The organism is Rhizobium sp. 3T7 (genome assembly GCF_020166565.1).
Classification (GTDB): Bacteria; Pseudomonadota; Alphaproteobacteria; order Rhizobiales; family Rhizobiaceae; genus Rhizobium.
In genome coordinates, this window is record NZ_JAIQXS010000015.1 from 1 (window position 1) to 14,629 (window position 14,629).

Annotated in this window: 14 protein-coding genes; 8 read left to right on the forward strand and 6 right to left on the reverse strand. The window is 59.0% G+C overall.

Annotated features, from left to right (window positions below; translation table 11 throughout):
• The first annotated feature begins 340 nt into the window (after positions 1–340).
• Positions 341–1,552, forward strand: a complete 1,212-nt coding sequence (locus K9B32_RS19635) for a TIGR03862 family flavoprotein (RefSeq protein ID WP_224565197.1) — start codon at positions 341–343, stop codon at positions 1,550–1,552.
• Between the two features lie 36 nt (positions 1,553–1,588).
• Here K9B32_RS19635 and panB read toward each other — a convergent pair whose 3' ends face one another.
• Both panB and panC read right to left on the reverse strand, forming a co-directional pair.
• Complete coding sequence (gene panB / locus K9B32_RS19640) at positions 1,589–2,410, reverse strand: 3-methyl-2-oxobutanoate hydroxymethyltransferase (protein ID WP_224565199.1); 822 nt, start codon at positions 2,408–2,410, stop codon at positions 1,589–1,591.
• On the reverse strand, positions 2,410–3,285 hold the full coding sequence (gene panC / locus K9B32_RS19645; protein WP_224565201.1) for a pantoate--beta-alanine ligase: 876 nt from the start codon (positions 3,283–3,285) through the stop codon (positions 2,410–2,412). The genes panB and panC overlap by 1 nt, the downstream gene beginning before the upstream one ends.
• Before the next feature lie 446 nt (positions 3,286–3,731).
• Between panC and K9B32_RS19650 the strand changes: the two genes are divergently transcribed.
• On the forward strand, positions 3,732–4,397 hold the full coding sequence (locus K9B32_RS19650; protein ID WP_224565405.1) for a J domain-containing protein: 666 nt from the start codon (positions 3,732–3,734) through the stop codon (positions 4,395–4,397).
• A 19-nt stretch (positions 4,398–4,416) separates the two neighbouring features.
• Here the strand turns inward: K9B32_RS19650 and K9B32_RS19655 are convergent, their stop codons facing one another.
• The 3 genes from K9B32_RS19655 to K9B32_RS19665 form a co-directional block, all read right to left on the reverse strand.
• Positions 4,417–5,412: a Tim44 domain-containing protein gene (locus K9B32_RS19655; protein WP_224565203.1), complete on the reverse strand. Its 996-nt coding sequence runs from the start codon at positions 5,410–5,412 to the stop codon at positions 4,417–4,419.
• 90 nt (positions 5,413–5,502) lie between these two features.
• Positions 5,503–5,961 carry a YbaK/EbsC family protein gene (locus K9B32_RS19660; RefSeq protein ID WP_224565205.1) on the reverse strand — a complete coding sequence of 153 codons (459 nt, stop codon included), beginning with the start codon at positions 5,959–5,961 and terminating at the stop codon, positions 5,503–5,505.
• Positions 5,962–6,013: 52 nt separating this feature from the next.
• Positions 6,014–6,787 carry a DeoR/GlpR family DNA-binding transcription regulator gene (locus K9B32_RS19665; protein WP_007801638.1) on the reverse strand — a complete coding sequence of 258 codons (774 nt, stop codon included), beginning with the start codon at positions 6,785–6,787 and terminating at the stop codon, positions 6,014–6,016.
• A gap of 489 nt (positions 6,788–7,276) precedes the next feature.
• On the opposite strand from K9B32_RS19665, the gene K9B32_RS19670 reads away from it, so the two are divergent.
• From K9B32_RS19670 to K9B32_RS19695, 6 genes are all read left to right on the forward strand, one after another.
• The gene (locus K9B32_RS19670) at positions 7,277–8,056 is read left to right on the forward strand and encodes a glycosyltransferase family 25 protein (RefSeq protein ID WP_165933026.1); all 780 of its coding nucleotides are present in this window, start codon (positions 7,277–7,279) and stop codon (positions 8,054–8,056) included.
• Positions 8,057–8,241: 185 nt separating this feature from the next.
• Positions 8,242–9,423, forward strand: coding sequence for an O-antigen ligase family protein (locus K9B32_RS19675; protein WP_224565207.1), 1,182 nt, complete (start codon positions 8,242–8,244; stop codon positions 9,421–9,423).
• A 6-nt stretch (positions 9,424–9,429) separates the two neighbouring features.
• Positions 9,430–11,355, forward strand: a complete 1,926-nt coding sequence (locus K9B32_RS19680; protein ID WP_224565209.1) for a polysaccharide biosynthesis protein — start codon at positions 9,430–9,432, stop codon at positions 11,353–11,355.
• Between the two features lie 52 nt (positions 11,356–11,407).
• A complete protein-coding gene (locus K9B32_RS19685; RefSeq protein WP_224565211.1) occupies positions 11,408–12,319 on the forward strand; it encodes an NAD-dependent epimerase/dehydratase family protein in 912 nt (303 codons plus the stop codon).
• 44 nt (positions 12,320–12,363) lie between these two features.
• Positions 12,364–12,942, forward strand: coding sequence for a sugar transferase (locus K9B32_RS19690; RefSeq protein WP_224565213.1), 579 nt, complete (start codon positions 12,364–12,366; stop codon positions 12,940–12,942).
• Between the two features lie 116 nt (positions 12,943–13,058).
• Positions 13,059–13,496, forward strand: a complete 438-nt coding sequence (locus tag K9B32_RS19695; RefSeq protein WP_224565216.1) for a GFA family protein — start codon at positions 13,059–13,061, stop codon at positions 13,494–13,496.
• Positions 13,497–13,513: 17 nt separating this feature from the next.
• On the opposite strand, the gene K9B32_RS19700 is transcribed toward K9B32_RS19695, so the two are convergent.
• Positions 13,514–14,572, reverse strand: a complete 1,059-nt coding sequence (locus K9B32_RS19700) for an adenylate/guanylate cyclase domain-containing protein (RefSeq protein WP_224565218.1) — start codon at positions 14,570–14,572, stop codon at positions 13,514–13,516.
• Positions 14,573–14,629: the final 57 nt, after the last annotated feature.

Genomic DNA, 14,629 nt, shown 5'->3' on the forward strand with positions numbered 1-14,629 from the left:
CATCCCGGTCGGGGAGCATCGCCGGCCGCGCAACTTACATCATCTCGTTGCCGAAACGCCCCACCGGGAGCATTGGTTTTCCGGGGTTTCCGCCACAGAGACCCCGCTGGCGCGTGTTTGCCAACGTTCATGGTCCGCAGTGGTATTTTGAGTCTGACGGGGCTGTATTCATGGCCCAAAGCACGCTTGCAACTGGTCGTTTTCTCGCGGGTTCATTATCTTTACCAATCGACCTCGAAAACGCGCGCCGTAGGCGCGGTCCGTTTCCAGCAGATACTCTTGCGCATCGCGCTCGGGCAGGCCATGAGGGGTCCTCGATATCGATCCCGGGCGATTTTTGATGGTGAGGAAGCAAATCGCGATCTTCGGCGGCGGCCCGGCGGGCCTGACGGCCGCGGAAAGTTTGTCGTTGGAAGGGCACGCCGTCACGGTCTACGAGGCCATGCCGACAGTCGCGCGCAAATTTCTCCTTGCCGGCAAGTCCGGGCTCAACATCACCCATTCCGAGGATTACGAGCGCTTCGCGTCACGCTTCGGCGCATCAAATGCCCGCTTGCGCGACGCACTGGACAGCTTCAAGCCATCCGATGTCAGAGCCTGGGCGGCGAGACTTGGCACGGAAACATTCGTGGGGTCCTCGGGGCGCGTGTTTCCTATAGCCATGAAAGCTTCACCGCTTCTTCGTGCCTGGCTGCTTAGACTTGAGACCCAAGGCGTCAAGATCCTGACCCGGCACCGGTGGATAGGATTCTCTGGCGGGGGCTACCTCATAGAAACGCCGAAGGGCGTAAACGTGATCCAGCCGGACGCGGCACTCCTCTCGCTCGGTGGGAAGAGCTGGCCCCGCCTCGGCTCCGACGGAAGCTGGCTGCCTTGGCTCAGGGAGAAAGGCATCGCAATCGATGACTTTCAGCCCGCCAATTGCGGTTTCGATGTCGATTGGAGCGAGTATCTGCGAGATCGATTTTCGGGCGAGCCCGTCAAATCAGTCACGGCATCCTCATCGGCGGGAACGATCCCCGGAGAATTCGTCATCACCCGGCATGGTATCGAGGGCAGCCTCGTCTACGCCCATACAGCCGTATTGAGGGAGAGCTTGACCGCCGGCGAAGCCGCAACACTTTACGTCGATCTAATTCCGGGACGCACGCGAGAGCGCATCGCCCGTGAACTTGGAAAACAGGATCCGAAGGCAAGTCTATCGAACCGACTCAGGAAGGCTGCCGGCATTGACGGCGTAAAGGCGGCGCTACTTCGCGAGCTTGCGGGCGCCACAAACCTCGGCGATCCCTATCAACTGGCCGGTCTGATCAAGGCCTTGCCCATCCCCCTTCGAAGAACCCGCCCGATCGCCGAGGCGATTTCCTCGGCAGGCGGCATCGAGTGGGATGAGCTTGATCGGAACTACATGCTGAAGGCGTTGCCCGGCCTCTTCGTCGCCGGTGAAATGATCGACTGGGAGGCGCCAACCGGCGGCTATCTCCTGACGGCATGCTTTGCCACCGGCCGGGCAGCGGCCCGCGGAATCGAAGCCTGGCTAGGCCGGCGCTAGGGTCGCTATTTCCCGCATCGACATAGCTGCCCAACGCTACCGTTTCGGCTGGAAGGTATGTTCCTTGGCCGGGAACTGCCCGGAGCGGACTTCGTCGGCGTAAGCCTGGGCGGCTTGCGACACCAGCGGGCTCAATTCGGCAAAGCGCTTGACGAAGCGCGGCTTGAAGTCGTTGAAAAGCCCCAACATGTCGTCCGACACGAGTACCTGCCCGTCACAGGCAGGCGACGCGCCGATACCGATGGTCGGCACGCTAAGCGAAGCAGTGATGTCGCGGGCGACAGGTTCGACGGTTCCCTCGACAACGACAGCGAACGCGCCAGCTTCTGCGACCGCCAGTGCATCGCGGCGAATCTTTGCCGCCTCCTCGTCTGAATGTCCGAGCGACCGGAAGCCGCCGACCGTATTGACCAACTGCGGCATCAGCCCGACGTGAGCAAAAACCGGCACACCTCGCGCGGTCAGGAAGGCGATCGTCTCCGCCATTTCCTCGCCGCCCTCCAGTTTGACGCCATCGCAGCCGGTCTCCTGCATTAGTCTGACAGCGTTGCGAAACGCCTGTTCTTTCGACTCCTGGTAGCTGCCGAAGGGAAGGTCGACGATGACGCAGGCATGCGACACACCGCGCATGACGGCGGCGCCATGAGCAACCATCATGTCGAGTGTCACACCAACCGTCGTCTCCATGCCGTACAGCACCATGCCGAGGGAATCGCCAACCAGGAGAAGATCGCAGTGCTGATCGAGCAGGCGGGCGATTGGCGTCGTGTAGGCTGTCAGGCAGACGATGCGGTCGTTGCCCTTCATCGCCCGGATCGCTGCTGTCGTCAGCCGCTTCTGCTTGCCATGGATGCTCACTATGCCGCCCTCGAATTGTTGATTGATTTGATCCCGATCACCCTGTTGTCGAGGAGCCGCGTCGTGCCGATCCGCACGAAAAGCGCAACGAGGGCTGGCGCCGATTGCAGCGAGGACACGCGCTCCAGCGTTTCAGGATGGCGTACGGCGACCACTTCGGGCGTAGCAAGCGGTTCCACCGCGATAAACCGTGTAAGCGCCGCCTCCATTTCCTCGGGGCTATCACAACCCTTGGCATAGAGCCGCTCGGCTTCTGCCAGCGCATTCGGCATGACCACGGCCGCGGCCCGTTCCCGCTCATTGAGGTAGACATTGCGCGATGAGCAAGCAAGCCCATCGGCCTCCCTTACCGTCGGGACGGCAACAACCCGAACCGGCTGGGCGAGATCCTCGACCATCCGTTTGATAAGCGCCACCTGCTGGTAGTCCTTCTCGCCAAAATAAGCGCGATCGGGCTGCACGAGATTGAAAAGCTTCGTGACGACGGTCGCCACACCTGCGAAATGCCCGGGTCGCACCTCCCCTTCCAGCTGATTTCCGAGTGCCGGGACATCAACGAGGGTCAGCATCGGCCGCGGGTACATTTCGCTCACTTCAGGTGCAAACAGGATGTCGACGCCGGCAGTCTCGAGCATCGCGCTGTCGCGCGCCAGATCCCGCGGATACTTGCCGAGATCCTCATTGGCGCCAAACTGCAGCGGATTGACGAAGATCGAGACCACGCTCACCTCGTTCTCGGAGCGTGCGCGGGCGACCAACTCCATGTGACCGATATGCAAGAATCCCATGGTGGGTACAAAACCGATCGCTTTGCCGTCGCGCCGAGAGGCGCTAAGCCGATCGCGCAATTCAGCTATCGTGCGGACAATGCGCATAAAACCTCCTCCGAATTCGTCGGACCCGCCTAGCCGGCCGGACAAATGGTGGCGGATAGAACGCGATTTGACGAAAACCGTCAACGCGGGCTGCGCGATTATAACGATTAAGCAGTATGCTGGGCACGCGTTTTTGCGCGGCCGCGATGACGCGATTGGGAATATTTGCCAGGCTCCATGTGCATCAGCGTCGAATAGAGGCCACTCCAATGGGACCCTGAGTGGCCGAATTGCACATCATGTGGACAGGGTCACAAATTTTCGCTGCGCCAAACTACCTCGCGACTATCGTCACGCGGCCGCGTTGCTCAATCTGGCGATCTCCTCGTGCGACTTTGTTTATTCTTTTTGTCCAAACTCCGCCCCAGTGATGGTAGAAGAAAGCCTCGATGGACGAATACCCTTCATGGGTGGCACGGCAATGTCCGAACAGCGACGGAGGGATGGTGACCAATCCTTATGAGATTCTCGGCGTCCGGCGAGATGCGACCGACGATCAGGTAAAGGCGGCGTATCGGCGCCGCGCGAAGGCGACGCATCCGGACTCCGGGGGCGATCCGGAGGCATTCAGTCGTGTGCAGAGGGCTTACGAGCTCTTATTGGATCCAGTCCGCAGGAAGGTGTTCGATGATACGGGCTACGACGTTGAGCTCGCAGACCCCATCGACTTGCAAGCCCTTATGGTCATCGAAAAGTTGGTCAATCAGCTGACCTTGGACGAGCGCGAGCCCGGCACGTTTGATCCGCTCACCCGCATGCGATCTGACCTGTCGGAGGAAATGCGCAAGGCGCGTTTTAGCAAACGCGAACTCGAGCGCCATGCCTCACGCATCGAGCATCACCTGGAAAGGCTGGAAAAGCGACCGGCGACCGACATTCTTGGCTCCATGCTGCGTGCCCGTATCAAGGCAATTTCGACAGCGATCGGCGAAACGGAAGCCAAGATCAAGGCCAGCGAGCGGGCATGCGAAATGCTCTACGACTACACTTATGAAGTGGATGTTCACGAAGGCGAGGAGGGCCTCGCCGTCGAGGATCAGTCAGCGCCGGCCTTGCGCAACAAGCGTGACGATCGACCACTTTGGGTCGTCCCCACTGCTCAAGAGGGTTGAAGGGCGTTCGCCGCGTGGATTACGCGGCGCGCTGCTCTGTGCCCTGGATTGCGGCGAGCTTCCACTCGTCCCCTCCCCTGCGCACGAAAGTCCAGACTTCCGTCGTCTCTGTCGGTCGAGTGTTGTCCCCGCTGACGAGCTTGCCGTTCGCCCGCTCGACGAGCGCGTCGATAGAGGAATAGCGCATCGCAAGCGTCGCGTATTCCGCGCCATCCTCCCGCCAGGCTTCGGCAATGTCGCCCTGCAGCAGCTTGACATTCGACACTTCGTTGCGCACGCCGTTCGTCGCATTCTCCCCGAGTTCCTCGGCAAGGTAGGACATGGCTTCTGGCGTCGTCAGGCGGCGCAACGTGGCGTAGTCTTCGGCCCCATAGGCGGTCTGTACCTCTGTCAGAAGTTGCTCGAAGCGGTCAAGGTCGCGCGGACCTAGGCCGAGCTCGTCATTCGGTTTCGCGTTTGATTGCCGCTGTTGATAACCTGCCCCTGATCCAATCGACGGGATCTGAAATGACGCGTTGCCGCCGGAAGCCATGTTGCTGGCGGTTGCGCGACTGGGACCGCCGTAGGCCGGCTGGCGGCGATTGGCGAAGAAACGCATGGCAAAGGAAATCGCAATGGCGATCAGGGCGACCTGCAACAGCATGCCGAGGAAGCCGAAGCCGCCACCGAAACCGTGGCCGAGCAACATGCCAAGAAGGCCACCAGCGATGAGGCCACCGATCATCGATCGTCCAAAACCATTGAACATGCCAGGCCTCTGCGTGCCGAGTGGCTGCTGACCGGCGTATGGCGCGTTGGTTTGCTGGCGGGGCGTCATCGAGCGCTCAATTGGGGCAGCCGGCGAAGGCGCCGTGCTCGTGGCAGGCGGCGCCTGGAACGTTCGCGTGCCGCGGCTGCCGAATCCGGAGCTGCCGGCGCGGCGCGCATCGGCCTCGCCGATCGAGGCAAATACGGTAGCGCCTGTCACAACGGCAATCGCCGCAATCTTGGCAAAACGCGAAACGGCACGAGGCATCCAATCTCTCTCCTGTCCTGACAAACAACGCATGTCAGGAGCTTATATAGGGATTGCTTCGCGGGTTTGAAGCTTTAGGCGCGCCGATCTTTATTGGCACACGTCGACCCAGATCGCCCCTGTCAGTTCCGCCAAGCGCTCGGTCGATATGCGCACGGCCGAATTGGTGGAACCGGCAGCCGGCACAACTTCATCAAATCGCCGCAGCGAAACATCGCAGTAGATCGGCAAAATCCTTGGCAATCCGAAGGGGCAGACACCACCAACGGGATGGCTGGTAACCTCCACGACCTCCTCCGGCCCAAGCATCCGGCCCTTGCCTCCGAAGGTGTCCTTGAACTTCCTGTTGTCGAGCCGCGCCAGGCCGCCGGCAACGACCAGCATCGTTTCCTCACCGACCCGCAGGCAGATCGTCTTGGCGATCTGAGCGGGATCGACCCCATGCGCGTCGGCAGCCAGCGCCACGGTCGAAGAGCTTTCGGCGGTTTCGATGATCTCGAGATCGGGAGCATGTGCGCTGAGGAATGCGCGGACGGTTTCTAGACTCATGGGCAAAAGCTAGCGCAGGACAAGGATCGAATGAACCCTAAATTGCCAGTGTCTACCCATGCGCTGATCCAGTCTCGATCAACTTCACGCTGTTTTCCTGACACAGGCGACGGATCGAAGGCGTAATGCACCGATCGGTGATGAAGGTATGCACTTGTGGAAGCTGCGCGATGCGAACGGGCGCAGTCCGTTCGAACTTCGTCGAATCGGCCACCAGAATGACGTGCCGCGCATTCGCGATGATTGCTTGCGCGACCTTCACCTCGCGAAAGTCATAGTCAAGCAGTGCTCCGTCCTCGTCGATCGCCGATGCGCCGATCACGGCATAGTCCACCTTGAATTGCCGAATGAAATCGACAGCCGCCTCCCCCACGATACCGCCGTCAGAGCCGCGCACGACCCCGCCGGCTATGACAACCTCGATTGTGGGAAGCAGCCTCAGTCGATTGGCAACGTTGATGTTGTTGGTAATGACCATCAGCTCATGATGGTTCATCAGCGCCTCGCCGACGGCCTCCGTCGTAGTGCCGATATTGATGAAAAGCGACGCGTTATTTGGGATAAGCCCAGCGGCGGCCACACCGATCGCTTGCTTTTCGGTCGCCGCGATCTGGCGTCTCGCCTCATATTTCACATTCTCGGTGCCGCTTGGAAATGTGGCGCCACCATGAACGCGCGTCAAAATCTGGGCGTCGCAGAGGTCGTTCAGATCCTTGCGGATCGTTTGCGGCGTAACAGAGAAATGCGCGGCCAGCTCCTCGACGAAAACGCGGCCGTTCGACTTGGCCATCCCGACTATTTCCGTTTGGCGATCGCTCAGGAACATGAGTTCGGTCTCTTTCGCTTGCGTTTCGTTTCGCACAGCTAGAATGCTTAACAGAGGCTCAGGCGGGCGCAAAGAGCGATCATCAGGCTGAAGCGAAACATAGCACCTTCGGTTTAAGTGCCTCCACTATCAGCTTCACCACCGAGTACGCGACGGCAAGGCCGATAATGAGCCTTCAATACTATTCGGAATTTGAGCGCCCGGCGCACATCGGGCTTGCAAGAAGCGCCAATACGAAGGTAGAGACACCCGCGTTGAATTTGCGACTGCCATAGCATGCGTCCCGGCCTTTCGCGTTTGCTGTGGCCGAAGCATGGTCTTTGCCCACAATTGTGGATACACACGCAGAAGCTGTTGTAGATAAGAATGGGCGGAAATATGATCCATTCAAGCCATCGAAAGCGGTCTGTGCCGTTGCGGTCTCCTTTGGGCCTCGAAAGCAAAAGGCAAGGTAAGGGTCGAAAGAGTGCCACAAGTGACGCGGATCAAATGCTCGAATTGAACACGGCAACAGGGATGAAGCGTTTGCAACGTTTGATCGGCGCGTACGTGATCAACATGGACAGCTCTTCAAAGCGATGGGCGGAGGTTTCGTCGCAAGCAACTCTGGCCGGAATGCAGATCGACAGAGTTCCAGGTGTGGATGGACGTTCAATCCCTGCGGCACAAAGATCCGGGTTTAACGAGAAAGAATTTCTGCGTCGGAACGGTCGACAGATGCTGCCCGGGGAATACGGTTGCTATCGTGCTCATATGAGGGCATTGGAGGCCTTTCTTTCGAGCAGCTACGAAAACGCCATCATTATGGAAGATGACGTGGAATTGCGTCAGGATTTCACGCCGAGGGCAGCTGCGATCTTAAGAGCAGTCCCGTCCGCCGAGGTCGTAAAGTTGCTCAATCACAGGTCAAAATGGTGTCGGACAGTCGCCATCTCGGAGTACGGAGATGCTGTTGGGCGCTGTTTGCACGGTCCGCAGGGTTCAGCGGCATGCTATTTGGTCACGCGCGAAGGCGCCCGAAAGCTGCTTGAAAGCGCGGGCGATATCGAATTCCCCTTCGATATGACCCTTGAGCGCGGATGGAAGACTGGCGTTAATATCTATACCGTTCGGCAGAATATCGTCGAACTATCCGAACGCTCAGCTGTGAGCCAGATTGCCAACAGGGCTCAGTACCGCGCCGTGAAATTGCGAGGCGCCCGCAAGATCGGAACGCATTTTCTTCGCTTGATCGAGTATGCGCGCCGGATAAGGTATGCACTCTCATGACAGTATCTGTACCTCGCAGTCAGACGAAGCCGGCTGCCCTCGACTTCGTTATCGCCATGCTATGGCTAGGGATGATGTCAGTCACGTTGATAGAAAGCGACGTCTATCGATATGCTGCCATCCTGCTCATGGCCTTGACCCTTATGCTTCGTAAGGTCCCTCTGCGCGCATCGCTGACCGACTGGTTGGCGATCGTCTGCGTGGCTTGGGGTTTCTTAGCTTTGTTCAGGTTTCTCTTCGGGTTGATTGTAGACGGTGAAAGAGGCGCGTCGGAGTGGCTCTACGCTTTTGCGATCTTTTTTCCTGCGATGGGCGTGGCGCTGCATACGAGCTGGAACCTCATCAAGCCAATTTTGCTGGCTTTCTTCTGCGGCGCGCTTGTCCTCCTGGTCATCTCGACGCCGCTATCGGCGATCTTGGCGGGAGAGCGGATGTCTCCTGCTTTCCATCATAATTCTATTCACGGCGCGGTCGGATGTGGCTTTATCTTCATCGGGGCCTTTTACTGGGCCCTGCATCAATGGGAGATTGGCAGCTCGGCGCGCACCAAGGCAGCTGTCTCAGCGATTGCCGTGATGGTGATCGGCCTGGCGGTTCTCAATATTTACGGCGCCAAGTCCAAGGGCGTATGGTTGGCGCTACTGCCGGCTCTTGGCCTGATGGTTGCAGCGACACTTTTCTACCTCCGGCGAAAGACAGTGCTCGCCGCCGCCATGAGCGGCCTTTTGCTCCTGTCGTGGGGGATCTATGAGGTTCGCGACAACCTGGCGCACTTCGGAGCCGCAACATTTAGTTCCGTCGTGGGGATCGTTGATCGATTGGATAGTGGTGTTTCCTTGCATCGCGTCCTGCAGGACGCGATCGCCTCCTCGGAGACACCGATCTCCCTGGATGAGCGGCTGCAGCTGTGGGCCAATGCAATCGACGTCATATCCGTCGCACCGGCGTTTGGCAGCGGCAACACGTGGCTCACCCTCTGGCAAACGACCTCTTATCGCGGTGTGACTTACACGCTGATGCACAACGGCTACCTCGAGATCCTCGTCCGGTATGGCTTCTCCGGTCTCGCAATTTTGACGCTGATCGTTGTGTCGGCCCTTTATCGCGTTTATCGGGCTTCATCGGCAGGCATCATCAGCAAGAGCGCCTTTGCTTGCTACCTGACGTTTGCGGTCTATTTCGCCTTCACTATCCTCAGCAATTCGAATAACCGGCTTGCTCTGGGCGAATCCTACGCCCTGCTGTTTGCCGCCACATGTTTTGCCTGTTCGATAAGGCTGCGTTCAGGCTCCTTTGCCCAGAGCCGCGACGTTCCTTTGCACACTGCCGATTTGCATAACGCAGTTCCCGTCCGCGTGCAGGGATAGGTGCAGATGCGGGCGGTTTCCGACAGGTACGTTCGAAGCATTCTCGACTTGCCGCGGCCTGCGAAGCGTGTTTTGGCCCTGCTTGTCGATTCATGCCTTTGCATCTTGACCATCTGGCTCGCCTTTTGCTTTCGCTTGAATGATTGGGTGACGCTCACCGGGATGCAGCTTGCAACAATCCCTGTGTCACTCATGATTGCCCTGCCGATCTTCATCACAATGGGTCTTTACCGGGCAATCTTCCGCTTTCTCGGTTGGTCGGCGTTCATCACGGTCATCAAGGCCATATCGATTTACGGCCTTGCGTTCATGGCCATTTTTACCGCCATCAGCTTCCCGGGAATACCACGCACGATCGGCATCATGCAGCCGTTGTTGCTGCTGCTGGCGATCGGCCTTTCCCGCTTCATGGCGAGATATTTCCTGAGTGAGGCCTACAAGCGGATCCTGCGACAGAATACACAGACGAACATGCTCATCTATGGTGCTGGATCCGGAGGCAGGCAGGTCGCCGGCGCGCTCAGCGGTAGTGCTGATTTCAAGGTTGTCGGCTATCTCGACGATGACAAGAGCTTGCATGGGAGCCTCATCGGCGGCGTTGTGGTTTACGATCCAGAGAAAATCGTGGAATTGAGCGTGCGGCTGAACGTGCGCACGATCCTCCTGGCGCTTCCTAAGATCGATCGGTCCCGCCGCAATGAAATCCTGGAGCAGCTTCGTGGAGCACGCGTTGCCGTTCGTACTGTCCCCGACCTGAACGCCCTCGCCGGCGGCCAGGCAGAGTTCACCGACCTGCAGGAACTGGATATTGAGGATCTGCTGGGCCGCACGCCGGTTCGGCCAGATCAAGCACTGCTGGAACGCAACATTCGCGGTCGGGTCGTGCTGGTGACAGGCGCTGCTGGATCAATCGGCAGCGAACTCTGCCGCGGACTGGCGCGGCTGAAGCCGGCCGCATTGCTGATCCTCGACCAGAACGAATATGGGCTTTATGCCTTAGAGAACGAACTGCTGGGTAGCAACACGGATACCGGGCTGCAGATCGTGCCCCTGCTTGCAAGCGTTTGCGACGAGCTTCGTATCCAGAAAATCATGGAGACCTGGCGGCCAAACACCGTCTATCACGCTGCAGCGTACAAACATGTGCCGCTGGTTGAAAAGAACCCCGTAGAAGGGGTCAAGACGAATGTCTTTGGCACTGCTGCGGTTGCGCGAGCGGCGATCAATACCGGCGCCGAAAGATTCATACTGATCAGCACAGACAAGGCGGTCAGGCCGACCAACGTCATGGGCGCTACCAAGCGACTGGCGGAAATGGCACTTCAGGGATTGGCGGCAGAGGGCGCCACAACCGTCCTCACCATGGTGCGGTTTGGCAACGTATTGGGATCATCCGGCTCGGTTGTCCCCTTGTTCCGCCAGCAAATTCGCCAAGGCGGCCCCATTACTCTGACGCATCCCGACATCATCCGCTTCTTCATGACGGTGCCGGAGGCAACGGAGCTCGTTATTCAGGCAGGCTCCATGGCCAAGGGGGGCGACGTCTTCGTCCTCGACATGGGTGAACCCGTCAAAATCATCGACCTTGCCCGGCGTATGGTAGAGCTATCCGGCCTGACCCTCAAAGATGAGCGAAATCCGTCAGGCGATATCAGCATTGTCACGACTGGCCTGCGGCCAGGAGAGAAACTTTACGAAGAATTGCTGATCGGTGACAATCCCGAGCCAACCGAACATCCCAAGATCATGCGCGCGCGCGAACGCTTTATCACCTGGGAGGCCCTGTCACCGAAACTTCAGCAATTGGGCTTTGCCGCCGACGGGGGCGATGTCGAGGAGTTGCGCCGCATCCTGAGCGAGCTTGTACAGGACTATCGGCCATTTGACGGGGTGGTTGATCTCGTCTCCCTTCGCCAAGGCGTCTCCCAATGACAGCCTGCGTCAAAGGTTTGCCTTGCATCCTGCCGTCGGCTCGGAGCTGAGAATGCTACTGGTTACCGGCACAACCGGCTTTGTCGGTCAAAATCTCCAGCAGGAATTACGCACTCGCGATGTCGCCTATAGGGCCGCTGGCCGTTCTGCGCAGGCAGGAAGTGTCTCTGTCGGGGACATTGATGGCGCAACGGATTGGAAGGCCGCCTTGCCTGGCGTCGATGGCATCATCCATCTCGCGGCGACAAACCAGAACGTCATCGATGGATCAAGCTCAGGAACTGACGTTTTCCGAAGGGTCAACACCGATGGGACGATCAACCTTGCAGAGCAGGCGGCGGCATCGGGGGTCAAAAGGTTCGTCTTTATCAGCACCATCAAGGTGAGCGGAGAACGATCGACCAAGGGGCGTCCGTTCACGCCTCACGATTCACCGGATCCGGCGACCGAATACGCGGCCTCGAAGCTTGAAGCCGAACAAGCACTGATTGCACTTTCCAAGACGTCTGGCATGGAGATCGTCATCATTCGCCCGCCGCTGGTCTACGGGCGAGGAGCAGTCGGAAGCTTCCGAGCTCTCACGAAGCTCCTTCGAAGCGGAATTCCGCTGCCCCTGGCCTCGATCGACAATCGAAGATCCATGGTACACGTGGAAAATCTTACCGATCTCATCGTGACCGCAGCATTTCATCCGGCCGCAGCCGGTCAAATATTGCTGGCAAGCGACGACGAGGCAATCTCGACCCCCGAGTTGTTGAGGCGGCTTGCGGCTGCGATGGATTGTTCGGCACGACTGGTTCCGTTTCCTCCGGCCATCCTGCATCTCCTCGGCCGGGCAACCGGCAAAGGAGATCTCGTAAGTCGCCTTACCGATTGGTTGGAGGTGGACATATCGCATACACGCGCGCTATTGGACTGGACGCCGCCCCTTGATATGCGAACCGCCTTGAAGCGCTCATTTTGAGAGCTTTGTCGTTGATTGTTTCACATAGGAACTTGAATCTCCCGATGCTCAACGGCTTTAACAGGTCCCTGAAGCGACTATTTGATATCTGCGCCGCGGGCCTCGGACTTATCGTTCTTTCTCCGGCCTTCATTGTCCTCGTGCTCCTTGTGCGCAAATCGTCGCCTGGCGGCGCGCTTTTTCTTCAGGAGCGCGTGGGCAGGGGCGAGGTACCATTTGTCTGCATTAAATTCCGGACGATGGCGGCGGGCTCCCCCAACGTCGGCTCTCATGACGCTGCGTCCTCCTGGATCACGCCGCTCGGCCGGAAACTGCGAGCCTACAAGCTCGACGAATTACCACAACTTATCAACGTCTTACGCGGAGACATGAGCTTCGTCGGTCCTCGCCCGTGTCTCCCATCGCAACATGACGTCATCGCCGCGCGACGCAAACGCCAGGTATTCTCCGTGCGACCCGGCATAACGGGACTGGCCCAGCTTCAGGGAATCGACATGTCGACGCCTGAGGCGCTCGCCGAAGCTGATGCCCGCTACATTCAAAAGGCCGGTTTTTGGCAGGACATCGTACTCGTGCTTAGCACTCTGGCCGGGCGGGGGACAGGAGACGCTGCCGCAAAATAGCTGCCAGCCAAAGTCGTGCTCGGCGGCCAACCACGCACCGAACTTCGATGGTCGCAGCTATCGAACCTGAGCCATCTGCGGTAGAAGAATAAGGAGTAGTGGAGGGGAGAATTGCCATGACGACGGGCAAACTGCAGCGACCCATCCCCAAGATAACCCGCGGCTCCTGTCATTGCGGAGCAGTTCACTGGGAGTTTCGAGGCACCATCCCGGATGCCACGATCTGTAACTGCACTGTTTGCCGGCGTTACGGCGTTTTGTGGGCCTATGAGTATGACGGCCAAGGAATTCACGTCGAAGACAAGACCAATGCACTGACGGCGTATGTTCGTGGTTCGCGGACCCTTTCCTTCAACTTCTGTCGCCGCTGCGGCAATCTCGTTAGCTGGCGCGCCTTGAGGCCAAGCAACAACGGTCAAACAAGAATTGCAGTCAACCTGCGCCTTGCGGAACCTGCAGACGTATCCGATATTCGCCTGCAGCGCTTTGATGGTCTTCATAGTTTCGAGGATCTGTCGCCAGACGCGCGTAAGGTGGCCGATGTTTGGTTCTAGTTTAGGCCAGGGGTCTGTCAGTCGCCAGGCAAAGTAAAGACCGCGCAGGGCTTCGCAATACCCCTCAAGGCATGCTTCCCCAGAGGAACCAAGGTCGCATCGACCTCCGCCGCCAGCGCGCCAGACAGCAACACGGTGTGTCCGAGAGGCTTGCACAACCCCTCGAGGCGGCTGACGAGATTGACTGCCGGCCCGATCGCGGTAAAGTCCAGCCGGTCTGCAGCACCAATATTGCCCCAAAGAATCTCCCCGAAGTGAAGTGCTACACCAAAGGGCAGTGACGGCAATCCTTGGCCTCGGCGGATGGTATCGAGATGGGTCATACCCGCGCGAGCAGAACCAACCGCACGCAATGCCGCCTCGCATGCGCTCCGGGCAGTTCCTGCAACGGGGAAAATTGCCAGCACTCCATCCCCCATGAACTTCAGCACCTCACCGCCGAAGGCGTGGACTGCACCTGCAATTCGATCGAACCAGGCATCAAGCGTCATGATCATCACCGCCGGTTCCGTCGCTTCCGAGAGCGCCGTAAAGTCTCGCAAATCTGCACACAGCAGAGCGGCACTTATCGTTTCGCCCGAGCCGCGAGATAAAGCGCCGGCCTGCACCCGCAAAGCGCTCCGTCGGCCGAGATAGGCTTCGAGAAGCGCGGCCAACCCTGCCCTTGCCGCGAGCGCCGCCAAGGAAGGAGCGGCAAAGCGTGCCGCCAGGTGCAACTCGTCTATCTCGTCCGGGGTAAACGCTCGTGTTCCCGCCCATCCGAGCACCGGACCATCCGGCGCCGGGCCCACGATGTTCTCATGAACTGGTCCAAGACCGGCCAGCCATTCATGTCCTGCCTGATTGGGCAAGGTATCGACGAAGCTTAGCGCCTCAATAACGGCACCGGTTTCGGCCCGCCACAGCCATGTACGGCGGGCGATGATTGGGTGCGGCGCCACAAGTGTCAGGGCGCCGCCCGCCAGCGGCAACCCATCCACCAGCAGCCTGCGTCCCATTTCGGCCAGAAACCTCTCGGGATCAGGCGACATGCCGGCTTCATCGACCAGCCATGCTAGAGAGGTGGGCAGATCCATGCCTCGATCATGCCTTCCGATTGAAAACTGTCACCGGCGCTTCTATCGCGTCAACCT

Bases quoted from the DNA above. Each gene is read 5' to 3' on its own strand.
- K9B32_RS19665 (WP_007801638.1), bottom strand. From the start codon at position 6,787: ATGTTCCTGAGCGATCGCCAAACGGAAATAGTCGGGATGGCCAAGTCG.
- K9B32_RS19700 (WP_224565218.1), bottom strand. From the start codon at position 14,572: ATGGATCTGCCCACCTCTCTAGCATGGCTGGTCGATGAAGCCGGCATG.
- K9B32_RS19635 (WP_224565197.1), top strand. From the start codon at position 341: ATGGTGAGGAAGCAAATCGCGATCTTCGGCGGCGGCCCGGCGGGCCTG.
- K9B32_RS19655 (WP_224565203.1), bottom strand. From the start codon at position 5,412: ATGCCTCGTGCCGTTTCGCGTTTTGCCAAGATTGCGGCGATTGCCGTT.
- K9B32_RS19660 (WP_224565205.1), bottom strand. From the start codon at position 5,961: ATGAGTCTAGAAACCGTCCGCGCATTCCTCAGCGCACATGCTCCCGAT.
- K9B32_RS19680 (WP_224565209.1), top strand. From the start codon at position 9,430: ATGCGGGCGGTTTCCGACAGGTACGTTCGAAGCATTCTCGACTTGCCG.
- panC (WP_224565201.1), bottom strand. From the start codon at position 3,285: ATGCGCATTGTCCGCACGATAGCTGAATTGCGCGATCGGCTTAGCGCC.
- K9B32_RS19685 (WP_224565211.1), top strand. From the start codon at position 11,408: ATGCTACTGGTTACCGGCACAACCGGCTTTGTCGGTCAAAATCTCCAG.
- K9B32_RS19690 (WP_224565213.1), top strand. From the start codon at position 12,364: ATGCTCAACGGCTTTAACAGGTCCCTGAAGCGACTATTTGATATCTGC.
- K9B32_RS19695 (WP_224565216.1), top strand. From the start codon at position 13,059: ATGACGACGGGCAAACTGCAGCGACCCATCCCCAAGATAACCCGCGGC.
- K9B32_RS19670 (WP_165933026.1), top strand. From the start codon at position 7,277: ATGCTCGAATTGAACACGGCAACAGGGATGAAGCGTTTGCAACGTTTG.